At 59.9% G+C, this 22,695-nt stretch carries 19 protein-coding genes; 8 read left to right on the top strand and 11 right to left on the bottom strand.

Annotation, left to right across the window (positions count from 1 at the left end):
* Nucleotides 1–16: 16 nt before the first annotated feature.
* On the bottom strand, nt 17–580 hold the full coding sequence (locus OKC40_RS05485; RefSeq protein WP_270794457.1) for an NUDIX domain-containing protein: 564 nt from the start codon (nt 578–580) through the stop codon (nt 17–19).
* 7 nt (nt 581–587) lie between these two features.
* On the bottom strand, nt 588–1,388 hold the full coding sequence (locus OKC40_RS05480) for a DUF2989 domain-containing protein (RefSeq protein WP_058052715.1): 801 nt from the start codon (nt 1,386–1,388) through the stop codon (nt 588–590).
* Nucleotides 1,389–1,599: 211 nt separating this feature from the next.
* On the opposite strand from OKC40_RS05480, the gene OKC40_RS05475 reads away from it, so the two are divergent.
* Both OKC40_RS05475 and OKC40_RS05470 read left to right on the top strand, forming a co-directional pair.
* Complete coding sequence (locus OKC40_RS05475) at nt 1,600–3,033, top strand: glyceraldehyde-3-phosphate dehydrogenase (RefSeq protein WP_270794430.1); 1,434 nt, start codon at nt 1,600–1,602, stop codon at nt 3,031–3,033.
* An 86-nt stretch (nt 3,034–3,119) separates the two neighbouring features.
* Nucleotides 3,120–3,428, top strand: coding sequence for a YeaC family protein (locus tag OKC40_RS05470; protein WP_270794429.1), 309 nt, complete (start codon nt 3,120–3,122; stop codon nt 3,426–3,428).
* A 315-nt stretch (nt 3,429–3,743) separates the two neighbouring features.
* On the opposite strand, the gene ansA is transcribed toward OKC40_RS05470, so the two are convergent.
* On the bottom strand, nt 3,744–4,751 hold the full coding sequence (gene ansA / locus OKC40_RS05465; protein WP_040066796.1) for an asparaginase: 1,008 nt from the start codon (nt 4,749–4,751) through the stop codon (nt 3,744–3,746).
* Nucleotides 4,752–5,197: 446 nt separating this feature from the next.
* On the opposite strand from ansA, the gene gltS reads away from it, so the two are divergent.
* Nucleotides 5,198–6,397, top strand: a complete 1,200-nt coding sequence (gltS, locus tag OKC40_RS05460; protein ID WP_005348115.1) for a sodium/glutamate symporter — start codon at nt 5,198–5,200, stop codon at nt 6,395–6,397.
* 224 nt (nt 6,398–6,621) lie between these two features.
* Here the strand turns inward: gltS and OKC40_RS05455 are convergent, their stop codons facing one another.
* A complete protein-coding gene (locus OKC40_RS05455) occupies nt 6,622–8,493 on the bottom strand; it encodes a methyl-accepting chemotaxis protein (RefSeq protein WP_270794456.1) in 1,872 nt (623 codons plus the stop codon).
* A 255-nt stretch (nt 8,494–8,748) separates the two neighbouring features.
* On the opposite strand from OKC40_RS05455, the gene prfB reads away from it, so the two are divergent.
* The 5 genes from prfB (at nt 8,749) to OKC40_RS05430 (ending at nt 15,895) form a co-directional block, all read left to right on the top strand.
* A protein-coding gene (prfB, locus tag OKC40_RS05450) for a peptide chain release factor 2 (protein WP_111805239.1) occupies nt 8,749–9,847 on the top strand; the annotation gives its coding sequence in 2 pieces (ribosomal slippage) (nt 8,749–8,823 and nt 8,825–9,847; 1,098 coding nt in all).
* A 16-nt stretch (nt 9,848–9,863) separates the two neighbouring features.
* Complete coding sequence (gene lysS / locus OKC40_RS05445; RefSeq protein WP_139409526.1) at nt 9,864–11,399, top strand: lysine--tRNA ligase; 1,536 nt, start codon at nt 9,864–9,866, stop codon at nt 11,397–11,399.
* Nucleotides 11,400–11,611: 212 nt separating this feature from the next.
* Complete coding sequence (locus tag OKC40_RS05440; protein WP_270794427.1) at nt 11,612–13,399, top strand: assimilatory sulfite reductase (NADPH) flavoprotein subunit; 1,788 nt, start codon at nt 11,612–11,614, stop codon at nt 13,397–13,399.
* Nucleotides 13,399–15,111, top strand: coding sequence for an assimilatory sulfite reductase (NADPH) hemoprotein subunit (cysI, locus tag OKC40_RS05435; protein ID WP_270794425.1), 1,713 nt, complete (start codon nt 13,399–13,401; stop codon nt 15,109–15,111). Before OKC40_RS05440 ends, cysI begins: the two co-directional genes overlap by 1 nt.
* Nucleotides 15,101–15,895 (top strand): phosphoadenylyl-sulfate reductase, encoded by a 795-nt coding sequence (locus OKC40_RS05430; RefSeq protein ID WP_182938094.1) that lies wholly within the window; start codon nt 15,101–15,103, stop codon nt 15,893–15,895. The genes cysI and OKC40_RS05430 overlap by 11 nt, the downstream gene beginning before the upstream one ends.
* Nucleotides 15,896–16,000: 105 nt before the next feature.
* Here OKC40_RS05430 and proX read toward each other — a convergent pair whose 3' ends face one another.
* The 7 genes from proX to OKC40_RS05395 form a co-directional block, all read right to left on the bottom strand.
* Nucleotides 16,001–17,035: a glycine betaine/L-proline ABC transporter substrate-binding protein ProX gene (proX, locus tag OKC40_RS05425; protein WP_182938095.1), complete on the bottom strand. Its 1,035-nt coding sequence runs from the start codon at nt 17,033–17,035 to the stop codon at nt 16,001–16,003.
* Nucleotides 17,032–18,183 (bottom strand): glycine betaine/L-proline ABC transporter permease ProW, encoded by a 1,152-nt coding sequence (gene proW / locus OKC40_RS05420; RefSeq protein WP_270694147.1) that lies wholly within the window; start codon nt 18,181–18,183, stop codon nt 17,032–17,034. Before proW ends, proX begins: the two co-directional genes overlap by 4 nt.
* Entirely contained in the window at nt 18,180–19,376 is a 1,197-nt protein-coding gene (gene proV, locus OKC40_RS05415) for a glycine betaine/L-proline ABC transporter ATP-binding protein ProV (protein WP_270794423.1), read from the bottom strand. Before proV ends, proW begins: the two co-directional genes overlap by 4 nt.
* A 552-nt stretch (nt 19,377–19,928) precedes the next feature.
* Nucleotides 19,929–20,420 carry a type 3 dihydrofolate reductase gene (gene folA, locus OKC40_RS05410; RefSeq protein WP_270794421.1) on the bottom strand — a complete coding sequence of 164 codons (492 nt, stop codon included), beginning with the start codon at nt 20,418–20,420 and terminating at the stop codon, nt 19,929–19,931.
* Nucleotides 20,421–20,438: 18 nt separating this feature from the next.
* Nucleotides 20,439–20,906 (bottom strand): threonine/serine exporter family protein, encoded by a 468-nt coding sequence (locus tag OKC40_RS05405; RefSeq protein WP_042060992.1) that lies wholly within the window; start codon nt 20,904–20,906, stop codon nt 20,439–20,441.
* Entirely contained in the window at nt 20,903–21,700 is a 798-nt protein-coding gene (locus tag OKC40_RS05400; RefSeq protein ID WP_042022773.1) for a threonine/serine exporter family protein, read from the bottom strand. Before OKC40_RS05400 ends, OKC40_RS05405 begins: the two co-directional genes overlap by 4 nt.
* Before the next feature lie 236 nt (nt 21,701–21,936).
* Nucleotides 21,937–22,272: a DUF3135 domain-containing protein gene (locus tag OKC40_RS05395; protein ID WP_270794419.1), complete on the bottom strand. Its 336-nt coding sequence runs from the start codon at nt 22,270–22,272 to the stop codon at nt 21,937–21,939.
* Nucleotides 22,273–22,695: the final 423 nt, after the last annotated feature.

The following is a 22,695-nucleotide window of genomic DNA, read 5'->3' as shown; positions in this document are numbered from 1 at the left end:
TTGCAGCTTGATCTATTCAGTAGCCGTGGTCGAAGATCCCCTGCTGATGCCAGCGTTGCAGCTGGGCCAGCACCCGGGTCTCCCGCGCCGTCCATTGGGGACAGGGCCCCGCCAACTGGGTCTTGTTGGTCTGCAGCGCCTCGTCGAGGGCAAACCAGCCGGGCATGAAGCCGAGGCGGATCTCGTAGGGCTGCGGCTGCGGGGCCACCAGCTGATCGCCAATCCGGCACAAGTAGTAGAGCGAGCGGATGCAGTAGGCATCAAACCCCGGCTCACGAGCGGCGCGGTATTCACGGGTCTCGCCAAGCAGAGCCCCTACTTCCATCAGTTCGGCACCGCACTCCTCCAGCAGCTCGCGGGCCAGCGCCACATGGTGGCTCTCCCCCGCTTCAACGCCGCCACCGGGGAACATCAGATCGCCGTTAACCCGGGAGTGAACCAGCAGCAGCTCGTCGCCACGGGGCACCACGGCACGCACCGTGAGCCGCTCCAGGGTGCGGCCATCGGTGATTACCTCGCCATGAACGAAAGAGAGATCGAACGGATTGGGCCAGCAGCTGGCCGGGGAGAGCGTCGTCATCACTGCATCAGGGCCGGTAGTTGCCATGCTTGAGCTGCTCGACAATCTCGGCAGCCCGCACATCGTAGCCATCCTGCTCGGTCTTGCTCAGGGAGTGATAGATGCCAAAACGCTTGGCAGAGACCTCAGGCGCATCCTGAAACGACTCGCTCACCTTGCCCCACAGATAGGCCAGCCCGTACTGCTTCTGACCCATGTAGAGGGTGCTGAGAGAGGTGAGCATGCGACTGTTGACCTGCTCCCCCTCCCGATAGAGGGAGAGGCCGCGCTGCAGGGTGGCGATGGCCTTCTCGGGGTCGCTCTTGGCGTAGATACCGCCGAGCGCCAGCTGCAGCTCGGGTTCATCCAGCACCTTGGAACCTTCCAGCGCCATAAACTGCTGGCGGGCCAGCTCGTTGGTGTTGTTGGTCCAGTGCCAGAGCAGCAGATAGGGATCCTGCGAATTGCGGGTGGCCACATCGAGCTGGGCCAGCTGATCCCCGGCCGCCAGCATCCCCTCCACCCGCGGGCTCTTCTGCTCGCGGGCATTCTTGTACTCGATGTTGGTAGAGCGCTCGGCACACTTGAGATAGCGCTCAAGGTTGCGCATCAGCTCGTACTTGCGCCGATCCGTCCCCTCCTCCTTGAGGTAGAAGCGACTGCGAATGATGTCGGTACGCTCGTAGCGGCACCAGCCATCGTCCACCAGATCCTGACAGAGCTCGGGATGGTTGCTGCAAATATTGTGGATCCGGTCGTCATTGCAGCCCGCCACCGCAAGGCCGACGGAAAGCATGATGAAAGTCTGTCGCAGGGGGAAATTGGCCATGGCTCACATCTTGTTGATAACGCAGGTTGGTAACAACGGGAGCCTCGAGTGGCCACCTACGGCTAGCAAACCGGTTACATATCCATTACAATGCGCGCGCCATATAAGGCCGCGATTGCAGAATAATATAACGAAATATACACCCCTACACTGATCTGCATTCGACGAATTTTCTATTTACACCAACAACGTGAAATAAAGGATCTGGTCAATGACCCACGAGCACTACTTGCAAGCGTGGCAGGAGAGCCAGGAGCTCGCCGAAGCCATGCAGCCCTTGATTGGTCGCCTCTACCGACAACAAGGGGTCGAGATCACCCTCTACGGCCGCCCGCTGCAAAACGCCTCCACCATCGATATCCTCAAGGCCCACCGGGTCGTCCGCCGCCACCAGGGCGCTCCCCTCCCCATCCAGCAAAGCTTCCCCCTGCTCCAGGCCATCGTTGCCCTGAAACCCACCGCCGCCGAGATCGATCTGGGCAAACTGGCGGTGGGTTACTGGCAGGATCATCAGGATGAGGCGGGGATCGAGGACTATCTGCAAGCCAGGCTGGCACCGGCCCTTGGCCGCAACCAGATGCCGCAAGCCACCGACGTGGTGCTCTACGGTTTTGGCCGTATCGGCCGCCTGCTGGCCCGCCTGCTCATCGAGCGCACCGGCGCCGCCAATCCGCTGCGCCTGCGTGCCATCGTGGTGCGCGGCGGTCGCGACGGGGATCTGGAGAAACGCGCCAGCCTGCTGCGCCGCGACTCGGTACATGGCCCCTTCAACGGCTCCATCGAAGTGGATGTGGAGCGCAGCGCCATCATCGCCAACGGCACCTTCATTCAGGTGATCTACGCAAACAGCCCGGCCGATATCGACTACACAGCCTACGGCATTCACGATGCGCTGATCGTCGACAACACCGGGGTCTGGCGCGATGAGGCGGGTCTCTCCGAGCACCTGAAAGCGCGTGGTGCCGGCAAGGTGCTGCTGACCGCCCCCGGCAAGGGGGAGATGAAGAACGTGGTGTTCGGCGTCAACCACGAGGTGATAGGGGCTGATGACAGGATCATCTCCGCCGCCTCCTGTACCACCAACGCCATCACCCCTGTGCTCAAGGTGATACAGGAGCGGTACGGCATCCGCCACGGCCACGTGGAGACGGTCCACTCCTACACCAACGATCAGAACCTCATCGACAACTATCACAAGGGCGAGCGCCGCGGTCGCAGCGCCGCCCTCAACATGGTGATGACCAGCACCGGTGCCGCCAAGGCGGTGGCCAAGGCGCTGCCCGAGCTCAAGGGCAAGCTGACCGGCAACGCCATCCGGGTGCCGACCCCCAATGTCTCGCTGGCAATTATCAACCTGTCGCTGGAGCAGGCTACCGATCGGGAGAGCCTCAACGCCTATCTGCAACAGATGGCGTTAAGCTCGGCGCTCCATCGCCAGATCGACTTTAGCGCCAGCACCGAGCTGGTCTCCTCCGACATGGTGGGTTCCCGCTATGCGGGCATCGTTGACTCCCAGGCGACCATAGCCGAGGGGGATCACTGCGTGCTCTACGTATGGTATGACAATGAGTTCGGGTACAGTTGTCAGGTCGTGCGGGTGATGGAGCAGATGGCTGGCGTAGTCCGCAAGGATCTACCGGCATAGCCCGATAGGGTCTACCTGCATAGCCCGCCGGGTTCTGCCCGTCAGATCCCGCAGTTTATGGCTCAATAGTTCAAGGAGAAGGCCGGATGTCGTTTCAACAGGGTGAGTTTTTGCAAGCAATCAGGCAGATGCCACAAGAGGTGTACGAGCGGCTCAAAACCGCAGTCGAGCTGGGCAAGTGGCCCGATGGCAAGCCCCTCACCGACGAGCAGAAGGACACGTCGCTACAAGCCGTGATGGCCTGGCAGGCGATGCACCTCGACTACCCCGAGCATATGAACATCGGCCGTGACGGCGAGATCGTGATGAAGAGCAAGAGCGAGCTAAAGCGACTGTTTCGTGATGAGAATCAGCCGGTTGAGGAAGAGATAATGCGGGTCAATCTCAACCACTGAGACCACTCGCCATCCCGTCTCGTGGCGGCCAATCGAATCGCGAGAGAGCGATACATAGTTCGATAAAGAGTGCGATAAATAGCAAAGAGGGGAGCCATCATGGCTCCCCTCTTTTATTCCTCTCTCTGCTGGGTGGGGTGACTCATCCCCCTCATCCCCAGCCCTTCTCCCGCCAGGGGAGAAGGGAGCAGGCTCGCACCTGCGAACAGTGAACGGGCCACCTGCCAACGCTCTTCATGGCAAGCCTCGTGGCCAACAGCACCTCGCTCTATCCCCTCTCCCGCCGGGAGAGGGTTAGGGTGAGGGCCGCATCGCTTAGGGAGTCAGCTCCCCGCGCAGGGACTGCTGCATCAACTCGCGAATGCGGTGGGATGGCAAGCCCTGACTCAGCAGGAAGTGCAGCTTGGTGAGCGCCGCTTCGGCGGTCATGTCAAAGCCCGAGATCACCCCGGCCCGCGACAGGGCATTGCCGGTGGCATAGCCACCCATGTTGACCTTGCCGTGCAGGCACTGGCTCAGGTTGACGATGATGACGCCGCGGGCCGAAGCCTCGGAAAGCAGCGCCAGCATGGCCGGGTTTTGCGGCGCATTGCCGACCCCGAATGACAGCAGGATCAGCGCCTTCACCGGCTGTTGCAGGATATTGGCGATCACCTCACTGGAGATCCCCGGATAGAGGGTTACCACGCCGATGGGCTGGGGGGTAATGTCGTGCAGCACCAGCGGCCGCTCGGAGGGCACACCCAGCTCACCCGCTTCCAGCGAGATGGCGATCCCGGCGTTGAGCAGCGGCGGATAGTTGGGGGAGTCGAAAGCGTGGAAGCCGTCGGCATGCACCTTCTTGCTGCGGTTGCCGCGATAGAGCTGGTTGTTGAAGAACAGCGTCACCTCGTGGATCGGGTAGTTGGCCGCGATATATAGGGCATTGAGCAGGTTCTGCTGACCGTCGGAGCGCAACTCGGCCAATGGGATCTGGGAGCCGGTGATGATGACCGGCTTGTGCAGATCTTCCAGCATGAAGGAGAGTGCCGAGGCGGTGAACGACATGGTGTCGGTGCCATGCAGGATCACGAAGCCATCGTATTTCTCGTAGTTGTCGCGAATGTCCTCGGCGATGCGCTGCCAGTCCGCCGGGGTCATGTCGGAGGAGTCGATGAGGGGCGCATATTCGTGGATATGGTAATCCGGCATCTCGGGGCGGTGGAACTCGGGCATCCGCGCCAGACAGTCTTCCATAAAGCCCGCCATCGGCACGTAGCCGTGATCGGAACGCTGCATCCCAATGGTGCCGCCTGTGTAGGCAATGTAGATAGACTTCTTCACACCCTCTCCTCTTGATGAAGTGAACACCGCCAAAACATGAACCATGTCGGGGTGAACCACAATGTCAACGCCCGCCAGCGCCTCTGCGTGCAGCGGAAACCGGCGAATTATAGAGACTGGCGCCCCAAATGACAGCCGTTCCATGCACCCTTTTCGGCTTTTCTGCCCTCTACCTACATAGTGTTAAATGTCACAATAAACGACTAAAACGAGCATTAATACGACAAAGATGGAATTAAACGATGCTTTTTGCTACAATCCGCCGGATTTTACTAAAATCTCATCTGGATGCCTGAGCATTTCAGGCCCGCACAAGCCCCATCTTTCCTGGGGCGGGGAGATGTTTCCCCTTCTTTGCTGGCACATAAGCCACACTGTTTTCATCCCGGCTGAATCTGTAAGTCTTTTGCTATGAAAGACACAGCCAATCAACATGGGAGTACTGAATGTTACAACTTGATTCCTACGCAACGCTGGTCGCTGCCACTCTGGTATTGCTGCTTGGCCGGGTGTTGGTTACCCGAGTCGGGCTGCTGCGTACCTTCAACATCCCCAAACCGGTAGCCGGCGGCCTGGTGGTCGCGCTGGTACTGCTACTGCTGCGCTCCACCCTGCAGATGGAGCTGCAATTTGATACCAGTCTGCAAACCCCGCTGATGCTGGCCTTCTTCGCCTCCATCGGCCTTTCCGCCGATCTCGCCAGCCTGAAACGCGGCGGCAAGGCGGTGGTTACCTTCCTGATGGTGGTCACCGGCCTGCTGCTGGTACAAAACAGTCTGGGCGTAGGTCTGGCGACCCTGCTCGGTCTGGATCCCCACATGGGGCTGCTGGCCGGCTCCATCACTCTCTCCGGCGGCCACGGCACCGGGGCTGCCTGGAGTGCCACCTTCTCCGAGAAGTACGGCGTGCAATCCGCTGCCGAACTCGCCATCGCCTGTGCCACCTTCGGTCTGGTGCTGGGCGGCCTGATTGGCGGCCCGGTGGCTCGCTATCTGGTGAAGAAAGTGCAAGTGCCCGGTGAGGAGCACAATCAGGATGAGGCCCCCCAGGGCTTCGAAATGCCGGATATGGAGCGCCCCCTCACCACTTTCAGCGTCATCGAGACGCTGGCGCTGATCGCCATCAGCCTCAAGGGAGGCGAGCTGCTCTCCGCCTCGCTCAAAGGGGGCGCCTTCGAGCTGCCGATCTTTGTCTGCGTGCTGTTTGTCGGCGTACTGCTGCGCAACGTCCTGACCCTGCTGAACTGGCATGAGGTGAGCGATCGCGAAGTCTCCCTGCTGGGCAACGTCAGCCTGTCGCTGTTCCTCGCCATGGCACTGATGAGCCTGAAACTGTGGGATCTGGCCAGCCTGGCACTGCCCATCTTCATCCTGCTGGCCGCCCAGACCGTGGCGATGGCGCTCTACGCCATCTTCGTCACCTTCCGGGTGATGGGCAAAAATTACGATGCGGCCGTGCTGGCGGCAGGTCACTGCGGCTTTGGCCTGGGGGCCACCCCGACAGCCATCGCCAACATGCAGGCCATTACCCAGCGCTTCGGTCCCTCCCACCTGGCGTTTCTGGTGGTGCCCATGGTGGGCGCCTTCTTTATCGACATCATCAACGCCATGGTGATCAAGCTGTTTATGGCGATGCCATTCCTGTAATTCCCTTTCCGTCAGACGTATATGATCAGAGCCCACCTTTCGGTGGGCTCTTTGCTTGCTCTCTACTCGCCAGCTGACGCAGGCAGAGCCGGGGCACGTATCCGCCACCAGGGTGACCCGCAAGCAACCCAAACTACCCGCACTCCCCCGAACAACAAAAAGCCCCGCACTCGACAGAGGGCGGGGCTTGTTTATCTCAGCCGGAACAGGCCGAGTGTTGCACTTTACAGGATAAAGGTCGACACCTGCTGGTTCAGGTCAGTGGCACGCCCTTTGAGGCTCTGGGCCTGATCCAGATCGCGCATGGCGGCGGCGGTGATCTCGTCACTCACATCCTTGATGGCGGTGGTGTTCTGGGTGATCTCGCCGGTCACCTGAGTCTGCTCCTCGGCTGCCGTGGCGATCTGGCCCGCCATGTCGGAGATGAGGGAGATGGCGCAGGTGATCTCTTCCAGCGCGCGCACGGCCTGATCCGCATCCTGCACGCTGTTGTCCGCCAGCCCCTGACTGGTCTGCATCAGGCTCACCGCACGGGCGGTGGTCTGCTGCAGGGTCTCGATGGTGGACTGGATCTGCTGGGTGGAGTCCTGGGTACGGCGCGACAGCACCCGCACCTCGTCAGCGACCACCGCAAAACCACGGCCCTGCTCACCGGCGCGGGCCGCTTCGATGGCCGCGTTCAGTGCCAGCAGGTTGGTCTGCTCGGCAATGCCCTGAATGGTAGAGAGGATGCTGGTGATGGCCTGCGCGTGGCGGCTCAGTTCACCGATCACCTCGGTCGCCTGCCCCACCTCTTCGGCCAGGCCATTGATGGACTGACGGGTCTTGTTGACCAGCATCTTGCCCTGCTCGCTGCTCTGGGCAGATTGCTGGGCAGCGGCGGCGGTATTCTCGGCGTTGCCGGCGATCTCCATGGTGGCACTCGCCATCTCGGTGACGGCGGTGGCGACCATGGTCACCTCCTGCTGCTGACGCTGCAGCTCGTCCACCGCGGCCTGGTTGGTCACCAGACTGCGCTCGGCATCGGCGTTCAGCTCGTTGGCCAGCTTGCGGATATTGCCGATCAGCTGGTGCTGACTGCCGACGAAACGGTTGAAGCTGTTGGCCAGTTGGCCCACTTCGTCGTTGGCGTCGATTTTGATGCGCTGGGTCAGATCGCCGTTACCGTCGGCAATGCGGGCCAATGCCTGGGATACCTTGGTGAGCGGGCCAAGCAGCATGCTGACCAGCCAGGAGATGGCGAGGATACTGCCCACCAGCACCAGCAGCGCCATGCCCAGCTGGGTCATCAGCAGGGAGGAGAGCGGCGCTTCCAGCGCGGCCTTGTCCAGCACCAGCACCAATTCCCAGTCGGTATCTGGGATATCGACTGCCCACAGCAGCTTGTCGCGACCTTCGTTGTCAAAATAAGCCGGCACCAGCTCCTTGCTCGACTTGCTCTGCTCGATCAGCGCGTTGGTCAGATCGTTGTCGATCTCGCTGGCCGGTTTCATCGCCTTGGCGGCATCCTTGTAGGCGATGATGGTGCCATCCTTGTGCATCATGATGGCGAAACCGTCGGCAGGCAGCTGCATCTTGGTCACGTCTTCCACCAGCGAGGCAATGGAGAGGTCACCCCCGATCACCCCGCCAGAAACCGGCTGGGCCAGGGTCACCACCATGATGTTGTAGGCCACGTCGAGATAGGGTTTGGTGACAATCAGGCCACCCTTGCTCATCGCCTCCTGATACCAGCCACGGGAGCGCGGGTCGTAGCCATCGCGGTTGATGGAGGGATCGGAGTCATTCATCTTGCCGCTGCTCTCACCGAAATAGGTGAGCTGGAAACGGCCGGAGACTTGTGCCTGTTGCAAGGCATTGAGAGGTTCGGAGCTCGCCTTGTTGCCGAGCGCCTGGATCACGTCACGACGGGCCGAGAGCCAGTCACTGACGCTGGCAGCCTGCTGGGTGCCCAGCCGCTGCAGCTGCTCCTGGCTGCCTTGCAGCAACAGACTCTTCTGGCTGCTATAGCTCTGCCAGGAGAGCAACGAAATCACCAACGAAAGGGCGATCACCACTGACAACAGTATCTTCTGCTTGAGTGACAGGTTTTTCATCATGTGTTCTTCTTATTGAGGTGAGGAGCGGGTTTTTCCCTAACAGTGCACAACACTACGTAGTCATTAGCGGCCGGAACGGCCAAAACTGAACCTGAAAATGGGTCTGCGGGCGATATTTTCTACCGAGGTGAGGAAAAGTGCACCAGAAATTGACTACATAGGGTGCGCAAACCAAGGCAACCCTGTTTATTCCTTCCACAATTGGCTAGAATATCCCGTTTTTAAGTCACATCGACCCTGAGAGTTTTCACGATGTTCGAAGTTAATCCCGTATTAAATAAACTTAAGGAGCTGTCTGAGCGGACCGAGCTTCTTAGGGGGTACCTTTGACTATGACGCCAAGAAAGAGCGTCTAGAAGAGGTCAACGCCGAGCTGGAACAGCCGGACGTATGGAATGAACCCGAGCGCGCACAGGCGCTGGGTAAAGAGCGCGTCACGCTGGAAAACGTGGTCGGCACCATCGACACCCTGACCCAGGGCGTGGATGACGTCGAGATGCTGGTGAGCCTGGCGGTGGAAGGGGAAGACGAAGAGACCTTCAACGAAGCCATTGCCGAATCCGAACAGCTGGAAGCAAAGCTGGTGGATCTCGAGTTCCGCCGCATGTTCTCCGGTCAGCACGACGGCTCCGACTGCTATATCGATATCCAGTCCGGCTCCGGTGGTACCGAAGCGCAGGATTGGGCCAACATGGTACTGCGCATGTACCTGCGCTGGGGCGATGCCCACGGCTACAAGCCCGAGCTGATTGAATGCTCCGACGGCGACGTGGCTGGCATCAAGTCTGCCACCGTCAAATTCAGCGGCGAATATGCGTTCGGCTGGCTGCGTACCGAAACCGGTGTACACCGTCTGGTGCGCAAGTCCCCGTTCGATTCCGGTGGCCGCCGTCACACCTCCTTCTGCTCCGTGTTTGTCTATCCCGAAATCGACGACGATATCGACATCGAGATCAACCCGGCGGATCTGCGTATCGACGTTTACCGCGCCTCCGGTGCCGGTGGTCAGCACGTTAACCGGACCGAATCTGCGGTGCGTATTACCCACGTGCCGACCGGTGTCGTGGTACAGTGCCAGAACGACCGTTCCCAGCACAAAAACAAAGACCAGTGTATGAAGCAACTGAAAGCCAAGCTCTACGAGCTGGAAATTCAGAAGCAGAACGCTGAGAAACAAGCCCTTGAAGAGACCAAGTCCGATATCGGTTGGGGCAGCCAGATCCGTTCCTATGTGCTGGATGACTCCCGTATCAAGGATCTGCGCACCGGCGTCGAAACCCGTAATACCCAATCGGTGCTCGACGGTGACTTGGACAAGTTTATCGAAGCCAGCCTGAAATCAGGTCTGTAAACAAGCAGGAATCACCATGTCTGAACAAACCATCACTCCGGAAGTCGATCATTCACTCGAACTCAACAACGAGATGACTGAGCGTCGTTCCAAGCTGGCCGCCCTGCGCGCCCAGGGTAATCCTTTCCCGAACGACTTCCGTCGCGACAGCCTCTCTGGCGATCTGCACGCAGAGTTTGACGACAAGAGCGCCGAGGAGCTGACGAGCCTGGGTAAACGGGTGAAGATTGCCGGTCGCATCATGACCCGCCGGATCATGGGCAAGGCTTCTTTCGCCACCCTGCAGGACATGGCCGGCAAGATCCAGGTCTACGTCACCCGTGACGACCTGCCGGAAGGTTTCTACAACGAGCAGTTCAAGAAGTGGGATCTGGGCGACATCGTGGGTGTCGAAGGTACCCTGTTCAAGACCCAGACCGGTGAGCTCTCCGTTCACGTTTCCGATATCCGCCTGCTGACCAAGGCGCTGCGTCCGCTGCCCGAGAAGCACAAAGGCCTGACCGACCAGGAAGCTCGCTGCCGCCAGCGCTACCTGGATCTGATCGCCAACGAAGAGTCTCGCAAGACCTTCATGATCCGCACCCAGGTGGTTGCCGGTATCCGCAAGTTCTTCAACGAAAAGCGCTTCATGGAAGTGGAAACCCCGATGATGCAAGTCATCCCGGGTGGTGCCTCCGCGCGTCCGTTCGTCACTCACCACAATGCGCTGGACATCGACATGTACCTGCGTATCGCTCCGGAGCTCTACCTGAAGCGTCTGGTGGTCGGTGGCTTCGAGCGTGTCTACGAGATCAACCGCAACTTCCGTAACGAAGGTATCTCGGTTCGTCACAACCCCGAGTTCACCATGATCGAGTTCTACATGGCCTACGCCGACTACATCGATCTGATGGACCTGACCGAAGAGCTGCTGCGCACCCTGGCGCAGGACATTCTGGGCGACACCAAGATCCGTTACGCCAAAGAGGGCGAAGAGGGCCTGACCATCGATTTCGGTCAGCCGTTCCAGCGCCTCACCATGGTCGAGTCCATCCTGAAGTTCAACCCGGATGTGACCCTAGACGATCTGGCTACCCTCGAGAGCGCCAAGGCCGTTGCCAAGCGTCTGCACATCGAGCTGATGAAGGGTTGGGAGCTGGGCCACGTGATCACCGCGATCTTCGAAGAGACCGTGGAGCACATGCTGCTGCAACCGACCTTCATCACCGAGTACCCGGCTGCCGTTTCTCCGCTGGCTCGTCGCAACGACGTGAACCCGGACGTAACCGACCGCTTCGAATTCTTCATCGGTGGCCGCGAGCTGGCCAACGGCTTCTCCGAGCTGAACGATGCAGAAGACCAGGCCAAGCGCTTCCAGGATCAGGTTGATCAGAAAGAAGCAGGCGACGACGAAGCCATGTTCTACGACGCCGACTTTGTCACCGCACTGGAACACGGCCTGCCGCCGACTGCCGGTCAGGGCATCGGTATCGACCGTCTGGTAATGCTGTTCACCAACAGCCACACCATCCGTGACGTCATTCTGTTCCCGGCTCTGCGTCCGCAGAAGTAAGGCCCACAGAAGTCAGCGGCATCCCTTGGGGCACTCCCGAGCGTGATACGCCAATAAAAACGCCCTGCCACTGCGGGGCGTTTTTCTATCTCCTTTACCGCAAAATCACTTTCAAAATTCAATAATGGAATAAAGAAGATATTTTTATTCTTTGTTGTTAGCCAACACGCCCTTTAATCTGGCCAAAAATCAGACCATGGAAGACGCGTGTGATGCAATTGAAGGATTCCCCATTCAACCTTTCCCCCCTCTCTGACGAACAGCAACGTCAGCTGAGTCAGGTACTCTCGACCCTCAATACCCAGCAACTGGCCTGGGTGAGCGGATATCTCTACGGCCTCTCCCAGACCGGTCACCAGAGCGTTGTCGCCAGCGCCGCCGTGGCTGCGCCCAGTGGCAGCCTGACCATTCTCTACGGCTCCCAGACCGGCAACGCCAAAGGTGTCGCCAGTGCCATCAAGGCGCAGGCCGAGGCCCGTGGCCTGCCCGTCACCCTCGCGTCGATGGCTGACTACAAACCCAAGCAGCTCAAGAAAGAGAGCCACCTGCTGGTAGTAGTGAGCACTTACGGGGAGGGTGAACCGCCGGAGAGCGCCGTCGATCTGTTCGAGCAGCTTAAAAAAGGCAAGATCGGCAAGCTGGACGGGCTCAAATTCGCGGTGCTGGGGCTGGGTGACAGCTCCTATGAATTCTTCTGCCAGACCGGCAAAGATTTTGACAACTTCCTCGCCACCGCTGGAGGCGAGCGGATTTATGAGCTCGCCAGCCTCGATGTGGATTATCAGGATGCAGCCAAGGCGTGGGGCGAACAGGCGCTCAACGCCATTGCCGCGACCCTCTCTACCGGTGCGGCCAGCAGCGTGACCAGCGCGGTGCAGCAGGCGGTTGGCCACAGCCAGTACAGCAAGGAGAACCCCTTCCCTGCCCGCCTGTCTGTCACTCAGAAGATCACCGGCCGGGATTCCACCAAGGATATCCGCCATATCGAGATCAGCCTCGAGTCCTCGGGACTCGCCTATCAGCCGGGGGATGCCCTCGGGATCTGGTTTGACAACGACGCAGCTCTGGTGGGCGAAGTGCTGGCCCTGACCAACCTCTCTGGCGATGAAGCCACAGCCCACGGCACCTTGCACGCCGCCCTGACCGGTCACTTCGAACTGACCCGGCTGCACGGCGGCTTTATCACAGGACTCGCTGATATATCAGACAACGCGGCGCTGAAAGATCTGGCCGGTGACAAGGCCCAGGTCAATGCACTGGTCGCCTCTGCCCAAGTGGTGGATGTACTGAAGCGCTTCCCGACCGCCCTCACCGCCGAGCAGCTGGTCGGGCTGCTGCGCCCCCTCACCCCCCGCCTCTACTCCATCGCCTCCGCCCAGAGCGAGGTAGAGGAAGAGGTGCACCTGACCGTCGGCGTGGTGCGCTACCGCCAAGAAGATGGCACAGTGCGAAGCGGCGGCGCCTCTTCCTATCTGGCGGACCGTCTGGCCGAGGATGCCGAGGTCCGGGTGTTCGTGGAGCACAACGACAACTTCCGTCTGCCCGCCAATCCCGATACCCCCGTCATCATGGTGGGCCCGGGCACCGGCATTGCTCCGTTCCGCGCCTTCCTGCAGGAACGGGAAGCACAGGGGGCAGAGGGCAAGAACTGGCTCTTCTTCGGCAACCCCCACTTCACCCAGGACTTCCTCTATCAGGTGGAGTGGCAGCGTTATGTGAAATCGGGCCTGCTGTCCAAGATCTCCCTGGCCTTCAGCCGGGATCAGGCCAACAAGATTTATGTGCAGGACCGTCTGCGCGAGGCAGGGCTTGAGCTCTACCAGTGGCTGGAAGCAGGCGCTCACTTCTATGTGTGTGGCGACGCCAACCACATGGCGAAGGATGTGCAGGAAGCCCTGCTGGAAGTGATTGCGGAACACGGCCACAAGAGCCGTGAGGAAGCAGAAGAGTATCTGAGCGAATTGCGTCGTGCCAAACGTTATCAAAGGGATGTCTATTGATGAGCAAACAACTTATTCCGGGACCGGTCGAAGGGCCGCTGGCTGACAACGAACGCCTCAAGCGCGAGAGCAACTTCCTGCGCGGCACCATCGCCGAAGATCTGCAGGACCCGCTCACCGGCGGCTTCAACGGCGACAACTTCCAGCTGATCCGCTTCCACGGCATGTATCAGCAGGATGACCGCGACATCCGCCCGGAGCGCGCCGCCCAGAAGCTGGAGCCCCTGCACAACGTCATGCTGCGCGCCCGCCTGCCCGGCGGCATCATCACCCCGGCCCAGTGGCAGGTGATCGACAAGTTCGCCGAAGAACACAGCATGTACGGCAGCATCCGCCTGACCACCCGCCAGACCTTCCAGTTCCACGGGGTACTGAAGCGCGACATCAAGCTGATGCACCAGACCCTCAACAGCACAGGTATCGACTCCATCGCCACCGCGGGGGACGTGAACCGCAACGTGCTCTGCACCAGCAACCCGGTGGAGTCCGAGTTGCACCAGGAGGCCTACGAGTGGGCCAAGAAGATCTCCGAACACTTGCTGCCCAAGACCCGCGCCTACGTGGAGATCTGGCTGGATGGCGAGAAGCTGGGGGGTGACGAGGAGCCGATCCTGGGCTCCAACTACCTGCCGCGCAAATTCAAGACGACCGTGGTGATCCCGCCCCACAACGATGTGGACATCCACGCCAACGATCTCAACTTCGTGGCCATCGCCGAACACGGCAAGCTGGTGGGCTTCAACGTGCTGGTGGGGGGCGGTCTCGCCATGACCCACGGCGACACCACCACCTACCCGCGCAAGGCGAGCGACTTTGGCTTCATTCCGCTCTCCCACGTGCTGGAGGTGGCGGCCGCCGTGGTCAGCACCCAGCGCGACTGGGGCAACCGGGTCAACCGCAAGAACGCCAAGACCAAGTACACCCTTGAACGGGTGGGGGTCGAGGCCTTCAAGGCCGAGGTGGAGAGCCGCGCCGGCATCCAGTTCGGGCCGGTTCACCCCTATGAATTCACCAGCCGTGGCGATCGCTTCGGCTGGGTGGAGGGGATCGACGGCAAGCACCACCTGACCCTGTTTATCGAGAACGGCCGCCTGCTGGACTTCCCGGGCAAGCCCCTCAAGACCGGCATGCTGGAGATCGCCAAGGTGCATCAGGGGGACTTCCGCCTCACCGCCAACCAGAACCTCATCATCGCGGGCGTGCCTGCCGGCGAGAAGGCTCGCATCGAGGCGCTGGCACGCCAGTACGGTCTGCTGGATGACGGCGTGAGCGAGCAGCGCAAGCAGTCCATGGCCTGTGTGGCCCTGCCCACCTGCCCCCTGGCAATGGCCGAGGCCGAGCGCATGCTGCCAGCCTTCGTCACCGACATCGAGGGGCTGCTGGCCAAGCACGGCCTGGCGGATGACGCCATCATCTTCCGGGTCACCGGCTGCCCCAACGGCTGCGGCCGCGCCATGCTGGCGGAAGTGGGTCTGGTGGGCAAGGCGCCGGGTCGCTACAACCTGCACCTGGGGGGCAACCTCGAGGGGACCCGCATCCCGCGCCTCTATCAGGAGAACATCACCGAGCCGCAGATTTTGGCCGAACTCGACGCGCTGATCGGCCGCTGGGCCACCGAGCGCAATCAGGGTGAGTGCTTCGGCGACTTCGTGATCCGGGTTGGGGTGATTGCCCCCGTTATCGACTCCGCGAGGGACTTCTATGCTGCTTAATCTGCCGCTTAATGTCACTGAAGATGGCCGCCTTGACCTGCAGGCACTGCTGACCCTCGGCCGTGAAGAGCAGGCCGAGGCGCTGGCGCCCCTCAACCGGGAGCTGGATACCATGAGCGCCCCCGAGCGGGTGCGCTGGGCTCTGGCCAATCTGCCGGGGGAGCATGTGCTCTCCTCGAGCTTCGGCATTCAGGCGGCGCTGATGCTCCATCTGGTAAGCCGCGAGCGGGCCGATGTGCCAGTGGTGCTGACCGATACCGGTTATCTCTTTCCCGAGACCTACCGCTTTATCGACGAGCTGACCGAGCGCCTCGCGCTCAGCCTGAAGATCTATCGGGCCGAACTCAGTCCGGCCTGGCAGGAGGCCCGATTTGGCCTCTTGTGGGAGCAGGGGGTGGAGGGGATCACCCGCTACAACCAGCTCAACAAGGTGGAGCCGATGGACCGCGCCTTGCGCGAGCTCGGCGCCCAGACCTGGTTCTCCGGTCTGCGCCGCGAGCAGGCGGGCAGCCGTGGCAAGCTGCCGGTGCTGGCCATCCAGCGCGGCCGCTTCAAGTTCCTGCCGGTGATCGACTGGAGCAACAAGGACGTATTCTACTACTTCAAGGAGTTCGACCTCCCCTACCACCCGCTGTGGGAGCAGGGTTACCTGTCGGTGGGCGATGTCCACACCACCACCAAATGGGAGCCGGGCATGAGCGAGGAGCAGACCCGCTTCTTTGGCCTCAAGCGCGAGTGTGGCCTGCACGAGGATAACGGCGAGCACGACGGCTCGGGTATCTGATCCCTCTTCAAGGTTCTGACCATAAAAAGCGCCCGACAACTACTGCCGGGCGTTTTGCTTGGGCTGATATGCAACCCTTCCAAGATGACAAATGGGCCAAGAGGCTTAACCCGCCGCGTTGGCCTGCTCGGCGGCAACCTGCGCCTGAGTCAGCCACTCATTGACCAGCGCCCCGTGCCCCTTGAGCCAGGCATCGGCATGGCGCTCGATATCCGCCGGTTTGTTCTGCCCCCTGTTCATCAACCCGTTCTGGACGTTGATGTCATTGAGCGGCAGCTTGACGATGGAAAACAGCTTGGCCGCCGCCGGGTTGGCATCGGTGAAAGCCTTGTTGGCCACGATATGCATGGTATTGACCGGGAAGCCGTAGTTCTTGCCGTTCGGCAAACGGGTCTTGGCCGCATCAGGGGCGTCGGCGGGTACTTCCAGCCACACGACATCCTTGCCCGGCACCAGCTCGCTGCTGAGCCAGTAGGGGGTCCAGGTGTAATAGAGCACCGGCTTGCCACTCTGGAAGCGAGCACGGGTATCGGCGATCAGCGCCGCATAGTTGCCCTGCTTGTGGGTGACGGTGGGGGTCAGGCCGAACTCGTCCAGATGATGGTTGATCGCCTCTTCACAGCCCCAGCCAGGGTTACAGCCCACCAGATCGGCCTTGCCATCTCCATCGCCGTCAAACAGCGCGGCCAGCGCGGGATCCTTGAGCTGCCCGAGATTGGTGATGCCATATCGGGTCGCGGTCTGCTTGTCGATGAGATAGCCCTGCGCCGCACCGGCCACATAGGTGCCCTGACGGAAGAACACCTTGTCTCCCCCCGCCTGTTCGTACTTGTTGTCCTGCAGCGGGATCCAGTTAAAGGCGAGGAAGGTGCCGTCCCCCTGTGCCACCGAGGCATAAGCCACGTTGTAATCCACCTCCTGAGCAGGCTGGACGTCGTAGCCAAGCCGCGCCATCAGCTTGCTGACCAGCAGGCTCTGGAACGCCTCTTCCGGCAGGGAGCTCTGCAAGGGTTGAACGCGGATCCCCTCCCCCGGCAACTCGGTACTGGCCATGGCCAGCGGGCTCAGCAGCGAGGAGCTCAACAACAGAGTGCTCAGCAGCAAGGCGTGACGGGTGTGCGTTGTGGTAATGAGGCTCATGCCTTTACTCCTTGGTAATCGATGGATTTGCTGCGGCCAGTGAGGCGCAGCAGCAAGGCGACGGGGCCACGCTGATACCAGCGGCCAACCCGGTTGCGATCCGGTTGGCCCATCGCCTGGGTCAGACGGTCGAGCACGATGGCCAGCAGCACGATGCCGAGGCCGCCAATGGAGGCGAGCCCCATATCGAGCCGACCGATGCCGCGCAGCACCATCTGACCCAAACCGCCGACCGCGATCATCGAGGCGATCACCACCATGGAGAGCGCCAGCATCAGGGTCTGGTTGACCCCGGCCATGATGGTGGGCATGGCGAGTGGCAGTTGTACCTTGAACAGCAGCTGGGAGGGGCTGGCGCCAAACGAATGGGCCGCTTCCACCAGATCCGCAGGCACCTGTCTTATCCCCAGCATGGTGAGGCGGATCATCGGCGGCAGGGCGAAGATCACGGTCACCACGACACCGGGCACGTTGCCGATACCGAACAACATGACGATGGGGATGAGGTAGACGAACGCCGGGGTGGTCTGCATCGCATCCAGCAGCGGCCGAGTCCAGGTAGACAACCGCTCGCTACGGGCCAGCAAAATGCCGACCGGCAAGCCAATCAGGATGCAGAAGAAGAGCGAGGTCAACACCAGCGACAGGGTCACCATGGCATCGGACCAGGCTCCGATCAGCCCGATCCCGACCAATGCGGCGAGGGTGCCAACCGCCATCCGGCCGTTGACCAGTTGCCAGGCAATCAGGGTCAACAGCCCGATCATCAGGGTGGATGGCACCGTCTGCAGCAGATGGGTCATGGCGTTCAGAGTCACCTCCACCGGTGCGCGGATCAGCTGAAACACCGGGCGCAGGTTCTCCACCAACCAGCCGATGCCCCCTTCGACCCAGCTGTCCAGCGGCACCAGCGCCTGCTGGAAGGGGTCCAGCCAGTCGACGGCTGCCTCGGTATCCACGGCAGCAATCTGGTTTTGCCAGTCGGCCGCTTCGGAGGCAGTACTGCCCCAGGGATCGGCGGCGGCTGTCGTGGTTACCGCCGCGCCCCAAGGATCGGCATCCACCTCGTCAGCCCTAAGAGAGGGGCTAGCCAGCAGCAAACATGCCAGCAAACCGATCAGTAACGCGTGAGGGTTGTTCAGCTTCATGCCGGGGTACTCCTGTCCAGGGTGTTGAGCAGATTGGCCTTGGAGATGAGCCCCAGATAGGTGCCATCCTCCTCGACCACGGGCACCTGACAGGGTGCGGCAGCCACCTGGCTGATCAGTTCATTGAGGGAGGTGTCGGCCAGAATGGGCTGGATATCCGCCAGCAACGCCTGCTCCAGACTCCCCTTGCCACGCACGGCCTCACTGAGTGACTCGACCGAGACGACGCCGATGAAGCGGCGGCTGCGATCCACCACGTAGCCAAACTCCCGCTCCAGCTCCTTGAGGTGACGCAGGGCGTTGCCCGGCCCGTCGGTGGTGTGTTTCTTGATAAGCGGCATCTGCTTGCGGCTGACGATATCGCGGGCGCTGAAGACATTGGCGAGATCCACGCCACGGAAGAAGGCACGCACATAGTCGTTGGCGGGCTGACTCAGGATCTCGTCGGGGGTACCGACCTGCACCACCTGACCATCCTGCATGATGGCGATGCGATCGCCGATACGCATCGCCTCGTCTAGATCGTGGGAGATAAACACGATGGTGCGCTGCTGGCTCGCCTGCAGCTTGAGCAGCTCGTCCTGCATCTCGGTGCGGATCAGCGGATCCAGCGCGGAGAAGGCCTCGTCCATCAGCAGGATGTCGGGATCGTTGGCGAGCGCCCGGGCCAGACCGACCCGCTGCTTCATGCCACCGGAGAGGGCATCGGGGAAGGCATCAATCCACTGACCCAATCCCACCTGATGGAGCGCCTGACGGGCACTCTGCTGGCGCTCGGCCAGCGGCACACCTGCCAGCTCCAGCCCGAAGGCGGTATTTTCCAGCACGCTCAGGTGCGGCATCAGGGCAAAGGATTGAAACACCATGCTGATCTTCTTGCGCCGCACCTGACGCAGCTCGCTCTCCGAGATAGTGGCGATATCCTCGCCATCGATCAGCACCTGGCCGCGAGTCGGCTCGATCAGCCGGTTGAAGAGACGCACCAGCGTCGATTTTCCCGAGCCGGACAAGCCCATCACCACGAAGATCTCCCCCTCGTGAATAGCCAGATCGACCCCCTGCACACCCAGGGTCTGTCCGCTCTGTTGCAGGATGCTGGCACGGTCATGCCCTTTCGCCAGCAATTTGAATGCTTTTTCCGGCTGATCGCCGAAGATTTTATAGAGTGATTTGACTTCGAGTTTGACTGTCATACTGTCCTTTTTTCATGGTCGACATCTTGGTGATTAACCTGCCGAACGCGAACCAATTACTTTTTACACTAAGCAATCAACAACCAAAACAAAAGAACCAATAGAGTCCCATAAAACCAACATCAAAATAAACCATTGATTTTAATAAGATATTTTTATCAATAAAAACCGAACAAAGTCTGGTTTTATCCATAATGATTTCCATATCAAACGAAGGTGCACTGGGAAAAATCATTCAAAAACAATCAAAAAAGAGCAAACAAAGGCAGATTAATGGCGGCAAAAGCATAGCTCGCCATCCAGATACTCAACAGCGACTAAATAATTACACATCTAACTATTTGTTGGTCGCAATGAGGACAGATTGGGGGACAAGAAAAGGGGCTAAGGAGGGTTAGAGCAGAGGCTGAAGATGCGTTCACACGCCGCGATGAGATCGCCGCAGCCACCTCTGGCTCATCGCCTGCTGGACACGATGCTTCTGGCAAATCACCCGTGCGAAAAAAGCCCCTTGTGCAACACAAGGGGCTTTTTAGTGGCACATGCCATGACTCAGCGGCGCTGCCAGGTCTCGAAGCGGTAGGGGTGCGGGTTCTTCTCATCGGCAGGGTGGCTCTCGCAGTCGATGCGCTGCCACTGGCCGTCATCAAACGCGGGGAAGCGGGTATCCCCCTCCACCACCAGATCGATTTGCGTCAGGTAGAGACGATCCGCACTCGGCAACATCTCGGCATAGAGATGACCGCCACCGATCACCATCAACTCCTCCACCGCGCTGCTCGCCAACAGGGCCAGTGCCGCCTCGACAGAACCCACCACCTCGATACCCTCGGCCTGATAGCCAGGGTTGCGGCTGATCACCAGATTGCGCCGTCCGGGCAGCGGTCGACCGATGGATTCGAAGGTCTTGCGCCCCATCAATACCGGTTTGCCGAGGGTCACCCGTTTGAAGTGGGCCTGGTCAGCAGGCAGATGCCAGGGCATCTGGTTGTCCTTGCCGATCACCCTGTCGTGGGCCATGGCGGCAATCATGGAAATCTTCATGGGGCCTCTCACCGTCTGTCAGATTATGGGGCGGTTACGGTACACGACCAGAGAGGGGATCGCCAAACCGAAACTGAGGGCGCCGACGATAAACAGCGCCTTGAGGCCGTTCTCCACCGCGCTCTGCAGCAGATCCATGGTCACACCGTTGATGTTGAGTTCCACCACCGCAATCATGGTCTTGAACGCATAGCTGCCCGGGATCATTGGGATGATGGAGGCAACGCTGAACACCGGACGCGGCGCCAGCAGACGGCGAGACCAGTAGACGCAGACAAAACCGACCGTGGTCGCCGCCGCCAGCGTCGCCCACTCGATGGGCATGCCGTAGTGAATGAGCAGGGTGCGCAGGCTGTGAGCCAGCGCCCCGCCCATGGCGCAATATTTCAGCATTCGTGGCGGCACGTTGAACAGCATGGCAAAGCCCACCGCCGGGATGGAGGACCAGAAGGCATCCTTGGCCAGTAACCAGAGCAGATCCGTCATACTTTCCACCCCCAGATCCCGGTCAACGACATGGCGAGAATGATGCCGATGGCAGCACTGATGGTGAGCAAGGTGGCGGAGCCCCAACGGGCCAGCCCCATGTTGAAGTAGCCCTTCACCATGTCGGAGACCGCATTGATTAGCGGGAAGCCCGGCACCAGCAGCAGCACGCTGGCCGCCATGGCGAGATAGGGTTGCGCGCCCCAGTTGAAGAAGGTGGCGCTGGATGCCAGCAAGGTGGCGATAAAACCGGTCACAGCAAAGTTGATAAGCGGACTGTGGTGATGACGGGCGATCAACTGACGCACCCGCATCGCCACGGCGGCGGAGCAACAGGTCACCAGGAAGATGGGCCAGTCACCGCCAAACAGCAGGCTGAAGGCGCCACAGGAGAGCCCGACCATGGGCACCACCAGCCAGGGATGATAGTGGAAGGGGACGATGGCTTCGAGCCGCTGACGCACTTCACGGGCACCGATCAGTTCTTTCTCCGCCATGATGCAGATCCGCTGGATCTCGCACACCACCTGCATGTTGATGCCATGCTCGCGCACCCGGCGGGTGGTGGTGACACAGCCCCCCTGATAGAGGCTGGTGAGCACGATGGCACTGGAAGAGATGGCCATTTCGACACTCTCCAGCCCCAGCGCCATCCCCAGCCGCACCGTGGTCTGCTCGATGATCCGGCTCTCCGCCCCGAACTGGGCCAACATTTGACCCACCTTGACGATAATGCGGGTGATCTCTGTCTGTTGCTCCCGCGACAACACCCGTCTTGGTGTGATACTTCTCATAATCCCTTCGAGTCGTAGCAATAAAAATTTCGGCCATATTAGCCTAACTTTTACCGTTATTCATCCACCCCTATCACAACCTGGCCGATGAGTTATTACATGAAGGAAAAAAGAGGCCACATCACAAATACATTACCACTAACATTAAAAACCATAACAATCTGCCCGCCATTACCTCGCCTTATTACCGCCCCTTGATATATGGATTAAATATCAGAAGAGGGGCTGACTGCAGATTATTTACGACGTCGATAGTCAGCCATTCGAATTATTTTGCCAGCGCTATCGTTTTCAGGCAGAAGCTCCCCCTCCTCCCGAAACTGGATCATTTCGCTGCGCATCAAATAAAAGGATTCCCGCATCATGCTGGCAATCCGGATACAACTATCGAGATTGTTTTTAGACAGGCGGCGCTGACTATCAATCTTGAACTGCAACCCGCGCAGACGGCGCTGCTGATCGGGGCTCGCCCGGGCCATCAACTGGTCAATCTGCTGCTCAAGAATCGCATCCAGCCGGGAAGGCTCACTCGCAGCCAACTCTTTCAGGGTGTCAAAATCAGGCAACTCCATATGCCCTCCTTGGCGACTATTGCTGGCAACCCACTGCGGTACCACACCATCACGCCCCAGCCATATAAACCTGTATATACGACGCGGCCAACAAGGGTTCAATCCATCCGCTGGCGGCTGAACCGGACAATGCTCACAACGAGGGTATCTCTCTATTTTAATTGTGTTTGGAAACAAGCGATTATTTTTAATTCAGGCGCGATAAAACACTTATACATTTTAGGCTGTTATTTTATGTTTTTTATTGCAAATAAAATTCAGGGAGAGGTTATTTCGCTTCATTCGACACTTTATTATTCCCTCACCGGCCCGCGTCATCTTATGACGGTTTAACATATCTCGCTGACAGGGTGAGAGCGTGAACATTTTGTTAAATTTCACCCAGTTTTTTGAGACCCGCATTGAGTACCGTTTCCAGATATT

The sequence above is a fragment of the Aeromonas sp. QDB11 genome (assembly GCF_027705265.1).
GTDB lineage: Bacteria > Pseudomonadota > Gammaproteobacteria > Enterobacterales > Aeromonadaceae > Aeromonas > Aeromonas allosaccharophila.
The sequence above is the reverse complement of the archived record's forward strand: the minus strand, read 5'-3'. Positions and strand labels throughout refer to the sequence as shown.

Coding starts and splice junctions, on each gene's coding strand:
- OKC40_RS05485 (WP_270794457.1), bottom strand. CDS start 580: ATGACGACGCTCTCCCCGGCCAGCTGCTGGCCCAATCCGTTCGATCTC.
- OKC40_RS05480 (WP_058052715.1), bottom strand. CDS start 1,388: ATGGCCAATTTCCCCCTGCGACAGACTTTCATCATGCTTTCCGTCGGC.
- OKC40_RS05475 (WP_270794430.1), top strand. CDS start 1,600: ATGACCCACGAGCACTACTTGCAAGCGTGGCAGGAGAGCCAGGAGCTC.
- OKC40_RS05470 (WP_270794429.1), top strand. CDS start 3,120: ATGTCGTTTCAACAGGGTGAGTTTTTGCAAGCAATCAGGCAGATGCCA.
- gltS (WP_005348115.1), top strand. CDS start 5,198: ATGTTACAACTTGATTCCTACGCAACGCTGGTCGCTGCCACTCTGGTA.
- OKC40_RS05455 (WP_270794456.1), bottom strand. CDS start 8,493: ATGAAAAACCTGTCACTCAAGCAGAAGATACTGTTGTCAGTGGTGATC.
- lysS (WP_139409526.1), top strand. CDS start 9,864: ATGTCTGAACAAACCATCACTCCGGAAGTCGATCATTCACTCGAACTC.
- OKC40_RS05440 (WP_270794427.1), top strand. CDS start 11,612: ATGCAATTGAAGGATTCCCCATTCAACCTTTCCCCCCTCTCTGACGAA.
- cysI (WP_270794425.1), top strand. CDS start 13,399: ATGAGCAAACAACTTATTCCGGGACCGGTCGAAGGGCCGCTGGCTGAC.
- OKC40_RS05430 (WP_182938094.1), top strand. CDS start 15,101: ATGCTGCTTAATCTGCCGCTTAATGTCACTGAAGATGGCCGCCTTGAC.
- proX (WP_182938095.1), bottom strand. CDS start 17,035: ATGAGCCTCATTACCACAACGCACACCCGTCACGCCTTGCTGCTGAGC.
- proW (WP_270694147.1), bottom strand. CDS start 18,183: ATGAAGCTGAACAACCCTCACGCGTTACTGATCGGTTTGCTGGCATGT.
- proV (WP_270794423.1), bottom strand. CDS start 19,376: ATGACAGTCAAACTCGAAGTCAAATCACTCTATAAAATCTTCGGCGAT.
- folA (WP_270794421.1), bottom strand. CDS start 20,420: ATGAAGATTTCCATGATTGCCGCCATGGCCCACGACAGGGTGATCGGC.
- OKC40_RS05405 (WP_042060992.1), bottom strand. CDS start 20,906: ATGACGGATCTGCTCTGGTTACTGGCCAAGGATGCCTTCTGGTCCTCC.
- OKC40_RS05400 (WP_042022773.1), bottom strand. CDS start 21,700: ATGAGAAGTATCACACCAAGACGGGTGTTGTCGCGGGAGCAACAGACA.
- OKC40_RS05395 (WP_270794419.1), bottom strand. CDS start 22,272: ATGGAGTTGCCTGATTTTGACACCCTGAAAGAGTTGGCTGCGAGTGAG.